The 19,430-nt window shown below is 31.3% G+C and carries 21 protein-coding genes and 1 other RNA gene; all 22 read left to right on the top strand.

Going from position 1 to position 19,430, the window contains the following annotated elements; translation table 11 throughout:
• The first annotated feature begins 58 nt into the window (after positions 1-58).
• The 22 genes from rnpB (at position 59) to FDN13_RS00905 (ending at position 19,421) form a co-directional block, all read left to right on the top strand.
• Positions 59-427: RNase P RNA component class A (gene rnpB / locus FDN13_RS01010), an RNA gene on the top strand.
• 114 nt (positions 428-541) lie between these two features.
• Positions 542-1,840 (top strand): phosphatase PAP2 family protein, encoded by a 1,299-nt coding sequence (locus FDN13_RS01005; protein WP_138978471.1) that lies wholly within the window; start codon positions 542-544, stop codon positions 1,838-1,840.
• A 156-nt stretch (positions 1,841-1,996) separates the two neighbouring features.
• A complete protein-coding gene (locus tag FDN13_RS01000) occupies positions 1,997-3,877 on the top strand; it encodes a flagellar assembly protein A (RefSeq protein ID WP_138978470.1) in 1,881 nt (626 codons plus the stop codon).
• A gap of 11 nt (positions 3,878-3,888) precedes the next feature.
• Positions 3,889-4,347 (top strand): chemotaxis protein CheW, encoded by a 459-nt coding sequence (locus FDN13_RS00995; RefSeq protein WP_371414830.1) that lies wholly within the window; start codon positions 3,889-3,891, stop codon positions 4,345-4,347.
• Between the two features lie 16 nt (positions 4,348-4,363).
• Positions 4,364-4,852, top strand: coding sequence for a chemotaxis protein CheD (locus FDN13_RS00990; RefSeq protein ID WP_138978468.1), 489 nt, complete (start codon positions 4,364-4,366; stop codon positions 4,850-4,852).
• 5 nt (positions 4,853-4,857) lie between these two features.
• On the top strand, positions 4,858-5,910 hold the full coding sequence (locus FDN13_RS00985; RefSeq protein WP_138980993.1) for a protein-glutamate methylesterase/protein-glutamine glutaminase: 1,053 nt from the start codon (positions 4,858-4,860) through the stop codon (positions 5,908-5,910).
• A 1-nt stretch (position 5,911) separates the two neighbouring features.
• A complete protein-coding gene (locus FDN13_RS00980) occupies positions 5,912-6,688 on the top strand; it encodes a CheR family methyltransferase (protein WP_138978467.1) in 777 nt (258 codons plus the stop codon).
• Position 6,689: 1 nt separating this feature from the next.
• Entirely contained in the window at positions 6,690-8,660 is a 1,971-nt protein-coding gene (locus FDN13_RS00975; protein ID WP_138978466.1) for a chemotaxis protein CheA, read from the top strand.
• 13 nt (positions 8,661-8,673) lie between these two features.
• Positions 8,674-9,270, top strand: coding sequence for a chemotaxis protein CheC (locus FDN13_RS00970; protein ID WP_138978465.1), 597 nt, complete (start codon positions 8,674-8,676; stop codon positions 9,268-9,270).
• Between the two features lie 14 nt (positions 9,271-9,284).
• A complete protein-coding gene (locus FDN13_RS00965; RefSeq protein ID WP_138978464.1) occupies positions 9,285-9,644 on the top strand; it encodes a response regulator in 360 nt (119 codons plus the stop codon).
• A 10-nt stretch (positions 9,645-9,654) separates the two neighbouring features.
• Positions 9,655-10,047, top strand: coding sequence for a chemotaxis protein CheW (locus tag FDN13_RS00960; protein ID WP_138978463.1), 393 nt, complete (start codon positions 9,655-9,657; stop codon positions 10,045-10,047).
• Positions 10,048-10,057: 10 nt separating this feature from the next.
• Positions 10,058-11,047: a flagellar motor switch protein FliM gene (gene fliM, locus FDN13_RS00955; protein ID WP_138978462.1), complete on the top strand. Its 990-nt coding sequence runs from the start codon at positions 10,058-10,060 to the stop codon at positions 11,045-11,047.
• Positions 11,040-12,116, top strand: coding sequence for a flagellar motor switch phosphatase FliY (gene fliY / locus FDN13_RS00950; RefSeq protein WP_168190024.1), 1,077 nt, complete (start codon positions 11,040-11,042; stop codon positions 12,114-12,116). Before fliM ends, fliY begins: the two co-directional genes overlap by 8 nt.
• A gap of 83 nt (positions 12,117-12,199) precedes the next feature.
• Positions 12,200-12,478: a flagellar biosynthesis anti-sigma factor FlgM gene (locus tag FDN13_RS00945; RefSeq protein ID WP_138978460.1), complete on the top strand. Its 279-nt coding sequence runs from the start codon at positions 12,200-12,202 to the stop codon at positions 12,476-12,478.
• A complete protein-coding gene (locus tag FDN13_RS00940; protein WP_138978459.1) occupies positions 12,478-12,909 on the top strand; it encodes a flagellar protein FlgN in 432 nt (143 codons plus the stop codon). The genes FDN13_RS00945 and FDN13_RS00940 overlap by 1 nt, the downstream gene beginning before the upstream one ends.
• A gap of 10 nt (positions 12,910-12,919) precedes the next feature.
• Positions 12,920-14,581, top strand: coding sequence for a flagellar hook-associated protein FlgK (gene flgK, locus FDN13_RS00935; RefSeq protein ID WP_138978458.1), 1,662 nt, complete (start codon positions 12,920-12,922; stop codon positions 14,579-14,581).
• Between the two features lie 10 nt (positions 14,582-14,591).
• Complete coding sequence (gene flgL / locus FDN13_RS00930; protein WP_138978457.1) at positions 14,592-15,467, top strand: flagellar hook-associated protein FlgL; 876 nt, start codon at positions 14,592-14,594, stop codon at positions 15,465-15,467.
• A 10-nt stretch (positions 15,468-15,477) separates the two neighbouring features.
• Positions 15,478-15,897, top strand: coding sequence for a flagellar assembly protein FliW (gene fliW, locus FDN13_RS00925; RefSeq protein WP_138978456.1), 420 nt, complete (start codon positions 15,478-15,480; stop codon positions 15,895-15,897).
• On the top strand, positions 15,888-16,100 hold the full coding sequence (locus tag FDN13_RS00920; protein WP_138978455.1) for a carbon storage regulator: 213 nt from the start codon (positions 15,888-15,890) through the stop codon (positions 16,098-16,100). Before fliW ends, FDN13_RS00920 begins: the two co-directional genes overlap by 10 nt.
• A 25-nt stretch (positions 16,101-16,125) precedes the next feature.
• Positions 16,126-18,087, top strand: coding sequence for a flagellar filament capping protein FliD (gene fliD, locus FDN13_RS00915; protein WP_138978454.1), 1,962 nt, complete (start codon positions 16,126-16,128; stop codon positions 18,085-18,087).
• A 22-nt stretch (positions 18,088-18,109) separates the two neighbouring features.
• Positions 18,110-18,442 (top strand): hypothetical protein, encoded by a 333-nt coding sequence (locus FDN13_RS00910; RefSeq protein ID WP_138978453.1) that lies wholly within the window; start codon positions 18,110-18,112, stop codon positions 18,440-18,442.
• 163 nt (positions 18,443-18,605) lie between these two features.
• A complete protein-coding gene (locus tag FDN13_RS00905) occupies positions 18,606-19,421 on the top strand; it encodes a flagellin (protein ID WP_138978452.1) in 816 nt (271 codons plus the stop codon).
• Positions 19,422-19,430: the final 9 nt, after the last annotated feature.

Raw genomic sequence — 19,430 nt, 5'->3', positions numbered from 1 at the left:
CTTAAAATATTGTATTATTTAATCCTGGAGTTTATATATTTGAACAGCAATGATTAATTGAGTAAGCCAGATGGTCGCTGCCGCGTATGCGGGAGAGGAAAGTCCGAGCTCCATAGGGCAGGGTGCTGGGTAACCCCCAGTGGAGGCGACTCTAAGGAAAGTGCAACAGAGATATACCGCCAGAATCAGCATTGGCTGATGAGTGCAGCTTAGCTGCCTGGCAAGGGTGGAAAGGTGAGGTAAGAGCTCACCAGCACACTGGCGACAGTGTGGCTCTGTAAACCCCACCTGGAGCAAGACCAAATAGGAAAGCATTTAACGCTGGCCCGGCGTGCTTTCGGGTAAGGTTGCTTGAGCTGTATGGTAACATACAGCCTAGATAGATGACCATCAAATACAGAACTCGGCTTATAGGCTTACTCAATTCTATTGCCTTATACACTACGTTTACTCGTAGTGTTTTTTGCTTTTTTGTAAACATGGATGCAATATAAATGAAATTTTTAAATTAATTTGATATAATTAGCAGGAGGTGATTTTATTGAATGAATTTTTAAACCGCTTTGTTGAATTAGTTCAATCCTACGGAATTATAGGGCTTATATCTTTAGCCTTTGCTGAATCAACCTTTTTTCCTATACCTCCTGATGTACTTTTGCTTCCGATGGCTTTTATGAATAGAAGCCTTGCAATAATATATGCACTTTTGACCACTATATCTTCAACTTTTGGAGGAATTTTTGGGCATTATCTTGGAAGAAAATTTGGTAAACCTCTTCTTAAAAAACTTTTTAAAGATGATAAAATAAAAAAGGTTGAAAGCTATTTTAAAAAGTATGGAGGATGGGCTGTTGGAATAGCTGGATTTACTCCTATACCTTATAAAATCTTTACAATATCTGCAGGAGCCTTTGGAGTTAAACTTTCTATATTTACATTGTCATCACTGATTGGAAGAGGTGCAAGGTTTTTTCTTGAAGGCTTTATAATTTTCTTTTATGGGGATACTGCTAAATATTACATGACAAATTACTTTGAATTAATAACATTTACTTTGACCTTGTTAATTATTTTAATATATTATGCTGTTAAAAAAATAAATGTAAATACGAATTTAATTAATAACAGAATAATAAATAAAATTAAGATGTTTACAAACAGATTAAGCACATTTCATAAAAAATATAAAAAATATGATGAAGCAGCTTTTATATTATATTCATCAATATCAATATCTTTTATTGCTCTGTTTGCATTTCTTGAGCTTGGAGAGGATTATTTTGAAAGAGGAAGTTGGAACTTTGATATTAAATTATTGAACATTGCTATACAAAATAGGAGCGAGAGCTTAAACAAAATCTTTATAGCTATAACGGCTTTAGGTAATTTTTATAATATGATTATATTGACTATAATTGTTGTATTATTGCTAATCTATTTTAATAAAAAAAAGCTGTCATTATATTTTGCAATTAATACTATTGGGGTATGGCTTTTTAATGAATTTTTAAAGCAGATTTTTAAAAGAAAAAGACCAATAGGAAATTGGCTTGTTAAAGCTAGTGGTTATAGTTTCCCAAGTGGACATGCAATGATATTTTTGTGCTGGAGTATAGTTTTAATATATATCTTGTTTGCTTTAAAATTGAAAAAAAGTAAATTTTATGTTTTTTCTTTAATTTTAATTATTACTGCATTTTTTCTTGGATTTAGCCGAATATATCTTGGAGTACACTACCCAAGCGATGTTATTGCCGGATGGACTGCAGGTATCCTCTTTGCATCAAGTAGTATAGCAATCCATAGGATTCTTATTTATAAAGGAGAAGTAAAAAAGTAATAATAAAATTTATTGCCTGACAAGTAAACCTTGCAGGCTTTTATTTTGCTTATAAGAAATATGAGAGATTAAACTAATTTTTTTTTGATTTCGACCGAAATATACATATATAAAGAAAAATTTTATTTTGTTATAATATAAAATGGGGGAATTTAAATGAAATATTTAGGAAAAACCCTTGAAGAGGCATTAGAAAATGCAAAGAAGGATACAAACAGAAATGTAGATGAGATGATTTATGAAATAATTGAACAAAAAAATAGCTTGTTTAAAAAGCAGGTAGCAATAGAGTTAAAGGGCTTTAAAGAAAAAGGGCAGATAGGCATAAAAGAAGGTAAAATAGTTTATTATCCTAAAGAGCTTTTGCCTTCTATTATACCTGGTGAAGGTGTAAAAGTTATTGTAAATAATAAAGTTATTACGAACAAAACTAATGTTAAAGAAACTGACGAAATAATTATAGAAGTAGAAAATAAAGAGGCTAAAAGAAATATTGAAATAGATGTTTCAAAGGATAATATGCAGGCATTTTTAAAAATATTATATCAGCCTAAAGTGGTATATAAGTTAAAGGATAAAGAACCAAGTAGTGAACTTCTAATAGAAGCAGAAAAATTTATTGAAGAATTTCCTGAAAAATATACAAAGGAAGATGTAGAGAATATTATTTTACAAAAGAAGATAAAGTATGGCATACAATGGGAAAATATAGCTAAAGTACTTGATGAGGGAGGAGAAGTACTAATAGCTAAAGGTACTACGCCTATAGAACCGGTAGATGATACAATAAAATATTTTTTTATGACTGAAGATATAATAACACCTGTAGAAAAGAATGGAAAAGTCGATTATTACAATATAGGAGAGATAGAATGTGTTGAAGAAGGACAACTCCTTGCTGTAAGGCAGGAAGGCAAGGATGGGAAAGTTGGTTATGACGTTTATGGTAATATAATACTCCCAAGAAAAAGAAAGATTCAAAAAATAATAAAAGGTTCAGGATGTGAGGTTTTAGATAACGGAAATAGGGCAATTTCACAAACAAAAGGTATGCCAACCCTTAAAAATGAAAGGATATCTGTAAATCCTGTACATATAGTTAATGGAGATGTTAATTTAAAAACTGGAAACATTGAATTTAAAGGTAATATAGTTATAAAGGGTAGTGTCAGGGAAGGAATGAAAATAAGAGCCGGCAAAGAAGTTATGATAATGGATGATGTGGAAGATGCGCAAATTTTTGCTGGAGGGAATATAAAAATAGGTAAAAGTGTTATATCAAGTACTATAAAAGCAGGTGAGAAGCAATTAAATGATAGTTTGGCTATTGAATATTTAAATGATTTTAGTGAGTTTATAGAAAAGATAAAAAAAATTTGGCATGAATTAGAGGAATCAGGAAAGTTTAATTCAAATATAAAAATTGTACATGCTATTAAAATACTTCTTGAATCTCAATTCAAACCAGAAAAAGAAAAAATTTTAAAGCATAATAAATTTATTGTTGAAAACTTTTTTGAGGATAATTTTTGTGATGTCTGGAATAGATGCATTAATTTATATTACTTGATTGAAAGGGAATCAATTTCAAATTGTAATATATTAAATCAATTTAATGAATTTCTAAGAAATTTCATCAATTCTTATAAATTTGAAGATAATTTAGCAAATGTAACATTGTATTATTGTCAAAATAGCGAAATATATGCAACAAATGATGTAGAGATTAAAGGAAAAGGCTGTTATAATACAAATATATTTGCTGGTAATAGCGTTGTTTACAATGGATATTCAGGGGTTTATAGAGGAGGACAAGTTTATGCTAAAAACTTTATAAAACTTGCAGAGGTAGGATCACAAGCAGGAATTATAACAGTTTTAAAAACATCTTTTGATGGCATTATAGAAGCACAAGTTGTTTATCAAAATACAATATTATATTTTGGTGAGTCCAGTTATAGGATAGAATATCCTTGTAAACAGCTTAAAGCTTATGTAAAAAATGGGGAAATTACAATTGAAAAATTTAAGTTATAAGAGGTGATATGATGTCAAAGGAAAGAAAGATTGTAGTGTTTAGTATTAATGGAGAAGAGTTTGCAACAGATATTTTTCAAGTTGAGAGAATACTCGGATATACAGAGCCAGTTAAAGTTCCAGAGGCTCCTTCTTATGTTAAAGGAGTAATAAAATATGAAGGGAAAATAATACCAATTATAGATGTTATAAAAAGATTTAATCTTAATGAAACAAATACAAATTCCGATAAGAAGATAATAGTTGTTAAAAATGCAGATAAAAAGGCAGGACTTATTGTTGATAATGTCTCAGAAGTTACTGATATTAATGGAGATATTATTGAGGATGCACCAGATATTGTAAAAGGAATAACGAACAAATATGTAAGTGGTATTGTAAAATTAAATGAGAGGATAATTATATTAATTAATACTGAAAATATTCTTTCAAAAGATGATATAAATGTTTTAAATTCAATAATGCAGTAATAGATGGAGAGATATTATGGAGGTTAGGGAAATTAAGGTAGGAATAGGTGATTTAAATGTTGCAACTCCTCCAGACAGGCTTATAACTTTGGGGCTTGGTTCTTGTGTGGGAATTGCTATTTATGATAGTGTTAATAAAGTAGCAGGTCTTGCACATATAATGCTTCCAGATAGTAGTGGCTTTACTAATCAGAGCAATCCAATGAAGTTTGCAGATAAGGCGATACCAATATTAATAGATAAATTAAAACAAATGGGTGCCAAAGAGCGATATCTAAAATCTAAGATTGCAGGTGGAGCAAGTATGTTTTCATTCCCCGATAAAAATTCAATTATGGATATTGGTGTAAGAAACGGGGTAGCTGTTAAAAAAGTACTTGAAGAGTATAACATACCTATTTTAGCAGAGGATTTAGGTGGAAACTTTGGAAGAACCATGATTGTTGAGTCTGATACTATGAAGGTATATATAAGGACGGTAGGTAGAGAAATAAAGGAGTTGTAGATATGATAGATTACATAAAGGTTCTTGTGGTTGATGATTCGGCGTTCATGAGAAAAATGATCTCAGATATGCTAAATAGCCAGCCTGACATGAAAGTTATTGATACTGCAAAGAATGGAGAGGAGGCAATAAGTAAAGCAAAAAGTTTAAAGCCAGATGTTGTAACATTAGATATTGAAATGCCTAAGGTAAATGGTCTTGAGGCATTAAAAGAAATTAAAAGTATTGAAGGAATACAGGTTATAATGTTAAGTAGCTTAACTTACGATGGATCAAAGGCTACGATTGAAGCATTATACAATGGAGCTTTTGATTTTGTTCAAAAGCCATCAGGATCTATTTCTTTAGACATCGAAAAGGTAAAAGACGAGCTTATAGAAAAGATAAGATATGCTAAGTTTTCGTTTAATGCGAGAAAAAAAAGACAAAATTTATTATATAATACATCAGATAGAATTGAAATCACTTCTAATGTAAGTAAATATAAGACAAACAAAATAAATGCTGTACTACTTGGAGCCTCAACTGGTGGGCCGAGAGTTTTATATGATGTGATAACTAAACTTCCTAATGATTTAGGAGTTCCTGTTTTTGTTGTACAGCACATGCCACAAGGTTTTACTAAGGCTTTTGCTGAAAGGCTTGATAAAAATAGTTTAATTAAAGTTGTTGAAGCAAAGGATAATGAAGATGTTTTAAATAACATTGTATATATTGCCCCAGGAGGATATCATCTTATGGTAAAAAATGAAAAAATTCATCTTGATTTATCTCCTCCAATTCATGGAGTAAGACCAGCCGTCGATAAGCTTTTTATTTCTGCTGGGGAATATTATAAAGGAAACATATTATGTTGTATATTTACAGGCATGGGGAAAGACGGAGCTGAAGGAGTTAAGTTTATAAAATCATTGGGAGGATATGTTATAGCTCAGGATGAAGCTACATCGATAGTTTATGGTATGCCAAAGGCTGCTTTTGAAACTGGATGTGTTGATGAGGTCCTTCCTGATGGCAAAATAGCTGATAAAATTATTAACATGGTCAGGAGGGTTTAAAATGGATTTTGCTAAGATAGATGATTATGTATTAAAGGAATATGGAGTTGACCTTAAAGCATATAAGTCAAAGCAGCTTATAAGAAGAGTAGAAAGTTTTATGTCAAGGGTTGGTGCTGAAAGTACAGAGGATTTTATACATATATTAAAAAAAGATTTAAATATTAACAAAAAGTTTAAGGATTATTTGACTATAAATGTTTCAGAGTTTTTTAGAAATAAAGAAATGTTTTTAGAACTTGAGAAAAAAATTAAGGACATATTAAAACCTGAAAAAAATATTTTAAAGATATGGAGTGCTGCTTGCTCTAATGGAGCAGAGCCATATACCCTTTCAATTATTATGGATAGGTTAACTCCAAACAAAATACATGATATACTTGCAACTGATATAGATACAACAATACTTGAGGTTGCTAAAAAAGGAATATATACAAAAAACGATGTAAAAAATGTAGACAAGGATTTGATAGATAAATATTTTAAAATAGAAAATGGAAATTACATTATAAGCGATTACATAAAACAGAGGGTAAGATTTAAAAGGCATGATTTGATTTTAGAAAGCTACGAATCAAATTTTGATCTTATAGTGTGTAGAAATGTTGTTATATATTTTACACAGGAAACAAAGGATAAAATATATAAGAAATTTTATAATAGCATGAAGCCTGGTGCTCTACTATTTGTTGGGGCAACAGAGAGTATTTTCAATTACAGAGAGCTTGGTTTTGAAAAAGCTGGAACATTTATATACCAAAAACCGGGAGGTAATTAATATGGATATGTCCCAATATCTTGATATGTTTCTTGAAGAGTCTGTTGAAAATTTGCAATACCTTAATGATGGTATTTTGGCTCTTGAAAAAAATCCTGATGAGAAGGAAACAATTAATTCTATATTTAGAGCTGCTCATACTTTAAAAGGTATGGCTGGTAGTATGGGCTTTAATGATATTGCAGATCTTACTCATAAGATGGAAAATGTTCTTGATAAATTTAGAAATGATGAGTTAAAAGTTACATCAGATATTATAAGCGTACTTTTTAAGTGTGTTGATGCTCTTGAAAATATGATTAACAATATCCAAAATGGTGACAATAAAAATTTCGATACAAAAGAATTGATTGATATGCTTGATAACGTATATAATATAGGTTCAGCTACAGAGGAAAAAGAAAAAAATGATACAAACAATATAGTATATGAACTTAATGAGTACGACAATGAAATTATTAGGCAAGCAAAAAGTAAAAACTATAATATATATAAGGTTGATACTACTCTTTATAAAGATTGTGTTTTAAAATCAGCAAGGGCATTTTTGGTTTATAAAACATTAGAAGAAGCAGGAGAACTTATTAAAGTTGTTCCTTCTGTTGAGGATTTAGAACAGGAAAATTTTGATAGGGAGTTTAGTATTATACTTATTACTGAAAAGAAGATAGATGATATTAAAAAACTTGTTAAGAATATTTCAGAGATAGAAAAAGTTGAAGTAGTTGAGTTAGAAAGTAAAATAAAAGCTGAGACAGCTGCAACTTTAGATGTTGAAGCTGAAAACATTGAAGAGAATGGTAATAAAAATAAGGATAAAGATGAGGAAAAAATAAGTAAAAAGTCTCATCAGTCAATTAGAGTAGATCTTGAAAGGCTAGATAAGTTTATGAACCTTGTCGGGGAACTTGTAATGCATAGAACAAGGCTTGAGCAGATAAGTAGCGATTTAAAAATGACAGAACTTCATGAAACACTAGAGCAGGTGGGGAGAATAACATCAGATCTTCAGGATCTTGTTATGAAGGTCAGGATGCTTCCAATTGAAAAGGTATTTAACAGATTTCCAAGAACAGTAAGAGACCTTTCAAAGGAATTAAATAAGGATATTGAGCTTATCATTGAGGGTGAGGATACAGAACTTGACAGGACAGTTATTGATGAAATTGGTGAACCAATAATGCACCTTATAAGAAATGCAGCTGATCATGGAATTGAACCTGTTGAAGAAAGAATTAAAAAAGGAAAGAGCCCAAAGGGAATTATAAAGCTTATGGCATATCAAGAGGGTAATAAAGCTGTAATAAAGGTTGAAGATGATGGAAGAGGCCTTGATATAGATAAAATTAAAAATAAGGCTAAAAAGTTAGGGATAGATATAGAGGGAATGAGTACAGCAGATATTAGGAATCTCATATTTATGCAGGGGTTTAGTACAAGCGATAAAGTTACCGATATATCAGGAAGAGGAGTTGGAATGGATGTTGTTAGGACTAAGATTTCCTCACTTGGAGGAACTGTTGATGTAATGAGTGAGCCAAATAAAGGTACAGCCTTTATTATAAGGCTGCCGCTGACATTATCCATAATCCAAGCACTTCTTGTTAAAGTAGGAGGAGAAACTTTTGCAATATCCCTTGGTTTTATTGAAAAAGTTATAACTATGAATGTAGATGAAATCAAAAAGACAAATAAAAAGGATGTTATAGTATATAGGGATAATATAATTCCGGTTATAAATCTCTCAAAGAAATTAAATTTGATGGAAGAAGATTTGAAGCAAAAATATATAGTTATTGTGAAGGTAGGGGATAAAACAGCAGGGCTTTTAGTTGATTCTCTTTTGGGTCAGCAGGAAATAGTAATAAAACAAATAGGAAGGACATTGCAAAGCTTAAAAGAATATGTAGGTGCTACGATACTTGGGGATGGTCTTGTAACATTGATACTAAACGTTGCAGCATTTGTGTAAAGTAGGTGATAAATTGGAAAGAAATTTAAATGAAATACAGATTGATGCTTTAAAGGAAGTGGGGAACATTGGCTCAGGTAATGCAGCAACGGCTCTATCCCAAATGCTAAATAAAAAGATTGATATGACTGTGCCAAAAGTTAACATACTTCCCTTTGAAACTACAATTGAAGAAGCCGGAAAAGAAGAGGAGCCTGTTATTGCTGTAATGTTAAAGGTATATGGAGATGCCCCTGGTAACATACTCTTTGTAATGAATAATGAAACAGCAAAGGATATTACTAAAATGCTTCTTGCAGGTTTTGATGATGTAACTGAAGATATATATATTTCAGCTTATCAGGAAATAGGAAATATTATGGGAAATTCTTATATAAATGCTATTAGTAGATTAACAGGATTAAGCCTTCTTACTTCCGTTCCGGCAATAACAATGGACATGCTTGGGGCGATACTTAGTAGTACATTTTTAGATGCTGAACAATATAGTGACTATGTTTTATCTATTGATACAAATTTTATTCAAGATGGAACTGAAAAAGAAACTAATTTTTTCTTTATACCAAAGCCTGGATCATTAAAAAAAATATTAAATAATCTTGGATTATAAAAGGAGGATAAAAAATGCCAAAAGTTTTAATTGTAGATGATGCAGCATTTATGAGAATGATGTTAAAGGATATTTTAACTAAAAATGGCTATGAAATAGCAGGAGAAGCTTCTAATGGAATTAAAGCCATTGAAATATATAAAACAGAAAAACCAGATATAGTAACGATGGATATAACTATGCCTGAAATGGATGGAATACAAGCTGTTAAGCAGATAAAGGCAATAGATCCTAATGCAAAAATTATTATGTGCTCAGCAATGGGACAACAGGCCATGGTAATGGAGGCTATAAAATCTGGTGCAAGAGATTTTATAGTAAAGCCATTCCAGCCAGAGAGGGTACTTGAAGCTTTAAAGAAAGTACTTGGATAGAGGTGGTATGATGCAGATTGTAATTTTTACTTTAGGAAATGAGAGATATGCATTAGAAACAGATATAGTACATGGAATTGAAAAGATGATGGGGATAACGAAGGTTCCAACTGCACCCTATTATGTAAAGGGTTTGGCAAACCTTAGAGGAAGTATTATAACAATAATAGATCTTAAGGCATTTATGAATATTGAAGAACAAGGACAAGAAGAAAATATAATAGTTGTTGAGATTGATGATGAAAAGGCGGGATTTATTGTTGATGGAGTAGAAGAGGTTGTAGAAATATCTGATGATATGATAGAAAATGTTGATAATGATAATGAATATGTTAAAGGAGTTATAAATTTTAATGAATATATTGTAACTCTGTTAAAAGGAGAAACGCTAGTTTTAAGATAGGGGGAATAGTATGGGTGAAATTTTATCACAAAACGAAATAGATGCCCTGCTGTCAGCCTTATCATCAGGTGAACTAAACCTTGAAGAACATGGTCTTGAAGAAAAGCAAAAGGTTAGGAAGTACGATTTTAAAAGACCAAATAAGTTTTCTAAGGAACATATAAGAACTATTGAAATGGTTCATGATAACTTTGCAAGGATTGCTTCAAATTATCTTACTGCACACCTTAGAAGCTCTGTGCAGATTAAGGTTATTTCAACTGAACAAATAACATTTGAGGAATTTATACATTCAATTCCAAATCCAACAATACTTATAAGTTTCTTTTTGGAGCCTTTTACGGGAATAATGATGTTTGAAACAGGGCCGCAGTTTGTGTTTCAAATTTTAGAAATACTATTTGGAGGAAGCGGTAAAAACATAATAAAGATTAGAGAATTTACTGAAATTGAAAAGAACATAATGAAAAAAATAAATTTAAAGCTCCTTGAAAATTTAAAGATGGCATGGGAAGATATAATAGATGTTGATGTTAAATTTGAAAACCTTGAAACAAATCCTGTATTAAATCAGGTGATGGCACCAAATGAGCCTGTTGCGCTTGTTACAATGTCAGTTGAAATAGGACAAAATCAAAGCTTTTTAAATATGTGTATTCCATATATTTCATTAGAAAAATATATGGACAAACTTATAATACAATATAAAACATCTGTTACAGGAAGAGAAGATGTTGAAAATAAGAGTATGATGCAGGCCAATATTATGGGGGTTAAGGTTGACACTTTTGCTCAACTTGGCAAAAGCTATATTACAGTTGAAGATTTTTTATCTTTATCAGTAGGTGACTGTATAACTTTAGATAAAAAAACAAATGACATGTTAGATTACTATATTGAAGGATGTCATCACTTTAAAGTATATCCTGGTACTATAGGCAAAAAAATAGGAATACAAATTGCAAAAATAATCGGTAAGGATGTGGAAGATAATGTATGATGGTTTGCTTTCTCAAGAAGAAATTGATGCACTACTTGGAAATGTAAGTAAACCTTCCCCTCTATCCGATAGTGATAAGGATCTTTTGGGGGAAGTAGGTAATATTGCCATGGGTTCTGCATCAACTGCTCTTTCAACTATACTTGGGAAAATGGTAAATATTACAACGCCAAAGGTAAGTATAACATCTATTAATAAAATAAAAGAAAGATTTGAGGTACCAATAGTATCTCTTGAAGTTTTATATACAGAAAATCTTAAAGGTGCTAACCTTTTACTTATAAAGTTAACTGATGCGGCAGTTATAGCAGATATAATGATGGGGGGCAGTGGGGAAAACACAGGAAGTACACTTTCGGAAATAGAAATAAGTGCAGTTTCAGAGGCTATGAATCAGATGATAGGTTCAGCAGCAACATCTCTTTCAACAATGTTAAATCTTCCTGTAAATATATCTCCTCCAACTGCAAGAATATGGGATGATAATTCAAAAACCTTATCTGATAATGTGGATCCAGATGAAGATATAGTTGAAATTGCTTTTAGGTTAACGATTGAAAATCTTCTCGATAGCCAGATTATGCTTTTATTATCAATAGAAACAGCAAGAAGTATTGTTGATAAGATGACAGGAGGGGCAAGTGATGAGGCTGCAATAAATGGAGGAGAACATAAAGCTACCAATAATTCAGCTCCAAATGATAAGAATTATGAAATTGAAGAAGAAGAGATAAAAATAGAGCCTCAGGTTAATGTGCAAAAGGCAAAATTTGCTCCACTTACACCTCTTTCAAATCACGAAAAGCAGAACATAGATTTGATACTTGATGTCCCGCTTGAGATATCTGTAGTTCTTGGAAGAAGTAAAAAGACAATTAAGGAAATTCTTGAAATGGGACCAGGCTCGTTAGTTGAACTTGATAAGTTAACTGAAGAGCCTGTTGAAATACTTGTTAATGGTAAAAAGGTTGCATTAGGGGAAGTTGTTGTAATCGATGAAAACTTTGGAGTTAGAATAACAAGCATAATTAGTAATGCTGACAGAGTAAAGAGTCTGCAAGGGAAATAACTTGCAGGCTCTTTATAAAGTTTATTATAAAATATACGATATTATGAATATAATTAAGATAATCGATCTATAGGAGGGATTCCATGAAGATTGATATGAATATAAACAGGGTTATTAATATTTATTCTAAAAATTTAAATATATCTAAGACAAATGAAAATAAAATAAGTTTAAATGACTGTATAGAAATATCAAAAGAAGGAAGAGAATTACAAAAGTATATAGATTTAGCTAAAAATACAGAAATTAAAAATGGAAGAGTTGATGAAATAAAAAGACTTATAGATGAAGGTAATTATAATTTTAATGCTGAGGAACTTGCTAAAAGTATAATGGAATATATAAAGGAATGTGATAAATAATGGATATTAATGAGATTGTTAAAAAACAAATCGAGATTCTATTAAGCCTTGATAGCCTTCTTGATGTTGAGAAGGATGTATTGATAAAAGATAAAGCAAGTGAACTTCCAAAGATTATTGAAGAGAAAAAGGAAATTGCAAGGAAGATAGTTGAAATTGAAAAGATTAGAATAAGCATATATAAAGAAAAAACAGCAGAAGAACTAGTAACAGAAGGCATTTTAGATAAGGATAAAGTTGATAAATTAAAATCTATTGTTAAATCAATTAAGGAAAAAGAAGAAACAAATATGGTTTTAACAAAACAGTCTTTGAATTATATAAAAATGATTACTTCGGCTTTAAATCCAAATAAAAATGTTATCACTTACGGAAACAGTGGTAAAATAGAAAACGGTAAAGTAGTAAACGTTTTTACTACCAAGGTATAGGAGGAATAGCATGAGCGGGCTTTTTAATACTTTTAATATAACTAAAAGGGGAATGTTTGCACAGCAGACTGCTTTGAATGTAGTTGCACATAATATTTCCAATGCAAATACGGAAGGATATTCTGTTCAAAGAGCAAATTTAAAAACAACTCAGCCCTTTGGTATGCCATCTTTAACTACTGCGGCAGAGCCAGGTCAGCTTGGAACTGGAGTTGAAGTTGCAAGCATTACAAGATCACGGGATGTGTTTCTTGACAGCCAAATAAGAAAAGAAAATTCAACCCTTGGTAAATATGAAGCAAGGCAACAGTTTTTATCGGAGATTGAATCAATTTTTACTGAACCATCAGATACAGGGCTTTCAACTATGCTAAGTAATTTTTGGGATTCATGGAGCCAGCTTTCTAATACCCCTGAGCCTAATTCAACTGCAAGGACTCTTGTTGCACAAAATGCAGATTCTTTATGTACAGCTATCAATCATAACTATGAGCAGCTTTGTACTATGCAGTCTAATGCTTCAAGCATCATTCAGCAGAAGATTTTTGAAGTAAATAGTATCTTAACTCAAATACAGGATTTAAATGTGCAGATAAAAGCTGTTTCAATAACAGGACAGCAGCCTAATGATTTGCTTGACAGGCGTGATTTGCTTCTTGACCAGCTATCAGAAATGTTTAGCTTTAGTGTTGATGAAACTAATTATAAAGGAATACAAATTAATGCTAATATTGTAAAAGATGATGGAAGTGTAGATGAACAGATACTATTAAAAGATGGATCAATAAATTATGGGGTTGCTTATATAAATAAAATTGAAGCTGATAGTTCAGATCCAACAAAATATAATATGGAAATATATATCAATGGAGATCCAAATAAAAAAGTTACAATTAGTGGAATTGATAAAGATAAATATAAGGATACACAAATCCTATTTTATGATAAAACAAATTATGAAAAAAACGGTACTTTAAATATAAGTGACATATCTCCTGCTAAGTTTAATAATGGAAGTTTAAATGGATATGAAAGTATAAATAAAGAAATAGAGGAATATAAAATTCAGCTTAATAATCTTGCAAGGTCGCTTGCAATAGCAGTAAATACGATACATTCAGATAATGGTGTAGGGATTGATTTCTTTGATGCTAGTGCTGAAACTGCAGAGGAGCCTGCTGCTGTTATTAAAGTAAGCCAGGATATACTTGATGACCCCAAGAAAATAAATGCAGGAAAGGTTATTGATACAAGTGATTCAAATTACAGTGAAGGAAATGGTGAGAGGGCACTTTTAATAAGTCAGATAAGAAATTTAAAAATGGATATACTAAGTATTAAAGTTAGAGATGATTTTATTAATGATGTTAGCTTTGACAGTACAAATTTAACAATAAAAGGTAATTCAAAGGGAATGACAATAGATAATTACTTTAAAAGCACAATTACTTCCCTTGGTGTATCAAGCCAGGAAGCAGAAAGAATGGTAACAAATCAGGAAGCACTGCTTTCACAGCTTGAAACAAGAAAAGAATCAATATCCGGAGTATCAATTGATGAAGAAATTACAAATATGATTCAGTTTCAAAGGGCATATCAGGCAAATGCAAAGATGATAAGCGTAATAGATGAGCTCCTTGATGTTGTTGTAAATGGGCTTATAAAAAGGTAGGTGAATTATAATGAGAATAACAAATAAGGTTCTTGTAAAGGGATATCTTAGCGATTTAAAAAACAATTTGCAGAATATGAAAAAATATCAGGAGCAGCTCTCATCAGGAAAAGAAATTAAAAGGCCATCTGATGATCCATTTAAAGTTGCAAGGTCTATGGAGCTAAGCAGCAGTATTTCTGCAAATGAAAGATACAAATCCAATATAGATGAAGGTCTTGGATGGCTTGAAACAACTGATGAGGCATTAGCACAAATAAATGATTCCCTCCAAAGAATAAGGGAGCTTGTTGTACAAGGTAGTACAGATACATATGATGCAACACAAAGGCAGGCTATTCAAAAGGAAATAGACCAGCTAAAGGAACAAATTATGCAGATAGGAAATACTGCATACGATGGAAGATACATATTTGGTGGGGACAAGACTACCAATCCTCCCTTTGAAGCTGATTCAACAGAATCATCAGGTATTAAATATAACGGCTCAACTAATGGACTTTTAAGAGAGTTTTCACAGGGCGTAACAATGGATATTGCAGTAACAGGAAATAAATTATTGGATATATTTAGTGTTGTTTCTAAGATTTCTAACGACCTTGGGAGTGGTAATTCACCTGGAGATTATTTAGATGATATTGATGATGAAATCGATAAAGTTTTAATTTTAAGGGCTGAAGTTGGTGCAAAGTCAAACAGGCTTGAGGCTATGAGCAGCAAGAATGAGGAAGAAACGTATAACATGACAGAGCTTCTTTCAAAGACTCAAGATATTGATATTGCTGAAAAATATATGGAGTATAGTACAATGAGCAGTGTTTATACTGCTTCTCTTAAGGTTGGTGCTCAAATACTACAGCAAAGTATTTTAGATTTTTTAAGTTAGGATGATTAATATGAAAATATATACGAAATTTTTTGGCGAAATAATAATAGATGATAATGATATCATAACATTTAATAGTGGAATACCTGGGTTTGAAGAATATAAAAAATTCATAATTCTTGATTTGGAAAGTAAATCTACATTAAAATGCCTTCAAAGCACGGAAAGCAAAGATGTATGTCTTGTAATTATAAATCCTTGGGATTATTTTAATGATTATCAGATTGAATTATCTGATGATGAAGTTGACTGCCTTGAAATAGAAAAAGAAGAAGATGTATTAGTATATAATGTACTTACAATAAGACAGGATAAAATAACTGCAAATCTTCTTGCACCTATCGTAATTAATTCATTAAAAAAGAAGGGAAAGCAAATAATATTATCAAATACTAATTATAAAATAAGGCAGGAGATAGTATGCTTATAGTATCAAGAAAAGAAGGAGAATCTGTATTGATAGGTGAAGAAATAGAGGTTTGCATACTTGAAATTGGAGAAGGTGTGATTAAAGTAGGGATTAATGCTCCAAAAAGCATAAAGATATTAAGAAAAGAGCTTATAAATGAAGTTAGAGATGAAAATATTGAATCAACAAAAAATATAGAGGAATTTATAAATAAGATAAAATAATCTCAAGCAAAGGAGGGAGATATAAGTGAGCAGTGTTTCTTCTACAAGTTCATCATCAAGTTCAACATCTATTAATGTATCAACAAGCAGTTCTACTTTAAGGATAACTGGTCTTTCAACAGGCCTTGATGTTGATAGCATAGTTGAAAAAATGCTTTATTACGATCAGGCAAAAATAAATAGAGCAAAGCAGGATCTTCAGATTCTTCAATGGAAGCAGGAAACATATAAGGACATAATCTCTGAAATAAAAACATTTCAAAATAAATATTTAAATTCATCCTTATCATCCTCAAATATGCTTTCCTCAAAGAATTATTCTGCTTTTGATGCTGTATCAACTGTATCCGGAGTTGCAAGTGCAACGGCTACAACAGGTGCTGTTGAAGGAACTTATAGTGTTAATGTTCTTCAGACAGCAAAAGCTGCAAGTATTAGTGGAAATTCACTTTTTACTCAGGCTAAAATAAGCAGCAGTACTGACTGGAATGGTAAGACGATACAATTTGACATAAATTCAGATGGAAGTTCGGATACAAGCATAACTATTGATTCTGATTTTTCAGGCTCAATGGATGACTTAATAAGTCTTATAAATTCTAAAATAACAGCTGATTCAAATTTAAAAGGGAAAATATCAGCATCTCTTCTATTAGATTCTTCAGGAACATACATAAGGCTTAATTCTATAAGTGGCAGTACTAAAATTACAGATGATGGAGGGACAGGCTTTGGAAGCAGAAGTATTATAACTCCATCAATAAATACAAAGCTGACGGATTTAAATTCTAATACAAACAAAATAATGTATTTGAACTTAAACTACAACGGTACAGATATATCAATTACAATAGACAATTCAGATGGTACTAAAAAGATAAAAGATGTTATTGATGCAATTTCAACAGCTACTTCAAATAAGGTAACTGCAAAATATGACCAGTTATCGGGACAGTTTGTAATTCAAAATGCAAACACAGGAAGCACATCAGCTTTAAAGGTAATTAAAAGTATGAGCGGATATTCAGATACAGATACCGATTTGCTATCTTCATTAAATTTATCAACAAATCTATCTGGAAATGTATATGGATCAGCTTCCCAAGGGCAGGATGCAAAAGTTACAATAACTTCACCAGGAGGAACTGCAACAACAATAACCCAAAGCAATAATAGTTTCACAATTAATAATGTTACCTATAATCTTACAGGAACAGGTAGTACAGATATTACAATAACCCAGAATGTTGATACAGTATTTAACAAAATAAAGGATTTCATCGACGGATATAACAGTATTGTAGATAAAATATATACTATATTAAATGAAAAGAGGGATTATGATTATTCACCTCTTACAGATGCCCAGAAGAAAGAAATGTCAGAGGATGACATAGAAAAATGGGAGGAAAAAGCGAAGCAGGGTATTTTAAGAAACGATACCAATCTTCAAAATCTTCTTGTAAGCATGAGAAGAGCCTTCTACGATGCCGTAGAAGGAGCAGGAATTAGTTTTAATTCAAAAACCCTTGGGCTTGATTCAACAAAGGAAGGGAAAATTGAATTTATAGATGGTGGAGAAGAAATATTAAAAAATGCATTAAAAGAGAATGGTGAAAAAATTGCAAATCTTTTTTGCAAATATTCAAGTGATGCGGACTCTAATACTAAGTATAAGAACCAAGGTATATTCCAAAGAATAAACGACATAATAGTAAAAAATGTTGGAGTGGCAGGAGTAACATCAAATTCAGCGATACTTACAAAAATGGCAAATAAGCAGAATGATTACAGTATATATGGTTCAACTGGTTCGAATACATTTCCAGATCAAATATACAGACAAAGTATTTTAATACAGAAGCTAAACCAGAAATATTCTGATGATAAGGAAAAATATTATGATCAGTTTTCAAGCCTTGAAACTGCAATGGAAGAGTTAAACTCTCAGATGAGCTGGCTATATCAGCAGCTTGGAATATCTTAATTATTTTAAAGGTGATAATTTTATGGATTTAAATGAACTTTTAAATCAGTACAAAAATAAAACATTAGAGATTATAAAATGTTTAGAAAATGATAACTATGATTTAAAATCATTAATTAAGGAAAGAGAAGAAGTAATAAATAAGATAAAAAGATTTAAGTATACTCAAGAAGAATTTAAGAGAATATCTTATAGTCTTGGATTATATGAACTTGAACAAGAAATGATATCTTTAATAAACACAAAAAAGAATCTTGCAAAAGAAAATTTAGATAAAGCAGTTAAAAGAGATCAGGTAAATAGTACATACAATAAAATTCAGTCAGAACCTTACATTTTAAGTCAAAGATTATAAAAAAATATATTTTTTATATAAAGTTATTAAAAATAATTCCGATTAATAAAGTGTAAGATAAGAGCTTTAAAGCTAATAAAAAATTAGTCGAGTGGCCATAAGACTAATTAAAATTATAAATGTAAGCAGGGAAGCTTACTAAAAATTCAAGGAGGGAAAACAAATGATAATCAATCACAATCTTAATGCAATGAATGCACACAGAAATATGTCAATCAATGTTAATGCAGCAGCTAAATCAATGGAAAAGCTTTCTTCAGGTCTTAGAATAAATAGGGCTGGAGACGATGCTGCAGGTCTTGCTATATCAGAAAAGATGAGAGCTCAAATCAGAGGGCTTGATCAGGCTTCAAGAAATGCTCAGGATGGAGTTTCACTTATTCAGACAGCAGAAGGTGCTTTAAATGAAACCCACTCAATACTTCAAAGAATGAGAGAGCTTGCAGTACAGGCAACTAATGATACAAATGTTTCAGCTGATAGAAGCCAGATACAGTTGGAAATCAGCCAGTTAAAAAATGAAATCAACAGGATTGCAAGCCAGACTGAATTTAACACAAAGAAATTATTAACTGGTACAGCAAGTAACGTAGTATTCCAGGTTGGTGCAAATAGTGGACAAACTATTACATTAGCAATTGCAACTATGGATGCAGCAGCTTTAAGTGTTGATGGAATAGATGTAACAACAAGTGCAGCTAGCATTACTGGACAAATTGATAAAATAAATGCAGCTATTAATAAAGTATCAAGTGAAAGAGCAAAGCTCGGATCATATCAGAACAGGCTTGAACATACAATAGCTAACTTGAATACTTCATCTGAAAACTTACAGGCTGCTGAAAGCAGAATCAGAGATGTTGATATGGCTAAGGAAATGATGGCTTACTCAAAGAACAGCATTCTCCAGCAGGCTGCACAGGCTATGCTTGCTCAGGCAAATCAGCTTCCACAGCAAGTTCTTCAGTTATTAAGATAGTTTTAAAAA

Origin of the sequence: Caloramator sp. E03 (assembly GCF_006016075.1) — a bacterium.
In the GTDB taxonomy this organism is placed as follows: Bacteria; Bacillota; Clostridia; order Clostridiales; family Caloramatoraceae; genus Caloramator_B.
This window is presented reverse-complemented; position numbering and strand designations above follow the sequence as displayed.

Excerpts from the sequence above, each read along its gene's own strand:
- FDN13_RS01000 (WP_138978470.1), top strand. The coding sequence starts at position 1,997 with ATGAAATATTTAGGAAAAACCCTTGAAGAGGCATTAGAAAATGCAAAG.
- FDN13_RS00995 (WP_371414830.1), top strand. The coding sequence starts at position 3,889 with ATGTCAAAGGAAAGAAAGATTGTAGTGTTTAGTATTAATGGAGAAGAG.
- FDN13_RS00990 (WP_138978468.1), top strand. The coding sequence starts at position 4,364 with ATGGAGGTTAGGGAAATTAAGGTAGGAATAGGTGATTTAAATGTTGCA.
- FDN13_RS00980 (WP_138978467.1), top strand. The coding sequence starts at position 5,912 with ATGGATTTTGCTAAGATAGATGATTATGTATTAAAGGAATATGGAGTT.
- FDN13_RS00975 (WP_138978466.1), top strand. The coding sequence starts at position 6,690 with ATGGATATGTCCCAATATCTTGATATGTTTCTTGAAGAGTCTGTTGAA.
- FDN13_RS00965 (WP_138978464.1), top strand. The coding sequence starts at position 9,285 with ATGCCAAAAGTTTTAATTGTAGATGATGCAGCATTTATGAGAATGATG.
- FDN13_RS00960 (WP_138978463.1), top strand. The coding sequence starts at position 9,655 with ATGCAGATTGTAATTTTTACTTTAGGAAATGAGAGATATGCATTAGAA.
- fliM (WP_138978462.1), top strand. The coding sequence starts at position 10,058 with ATGGGTGAAATTTTATCACAAAACGAAATAGATGCCCTGCTGTCAGCC.
- fliY (WP_168190024.1), top strand. The coding sequence starts at position 11,040 with ATGTATGATGGTTTGCTTTCTCAAGAAGAAATTGATGCACTACTTGGA.
- FDN13_RS00945 (WP_138978460.1), top strand. The coding sequence starts at position 12,200 with ATGAAGATTGATATGAATATAAACAGGGTTATTAATATTTATTCTAAA.
- FDN13_RS00940 (WP_138978459.1), top strand. The coding sequence starts at position 12,478 with ATGGATATTAATGAGATTGTTAAAAAACAAATCGAGATTCTATTAAGC.
- flgK (WP_138978458.1), top strand. The coding sequence starts at position 12,920 with ATGAGCGGGCTTTTTAATACTTTTAATATAACTAAAAGGGGAATGTTT.
- flgL (WP_138978457.1), top strand. The coding sequence starts at position 14,592 with ATGAGAATAACAAATAAGGTTCTTGTAAAGGGATATCTTAGCGATTTA.
- fliW (WP_138978456.1), top strand. The coding sequence starts at position 15,478 with ATGAAAATATATACGAAATTTTTTGGCGAAATAATAATAGATGATAAT.
- FDN13_RS00920 (WP_138978455.1), top strand. The coding sequence starts at position 15,888 with ATGCTTATAGTATCAAGAAAAGAAGGAGAATCTGTATTGATAGGTGAA.
- FDN13_RS00910 (WP_138978453.1), top strand. The coding sequence starts at position 18,110 with ATGGATTTAAATGAACTTTTAAATCAGTACAAAAATAAAACATTAGAG.
- FDN13_RS00905 (WP_138978452.1), top strand. The coding sequence starts at position 18,606 with ATGATAATCAATCACAATCTTAATGCAATGAATGCACACAGAAATATG.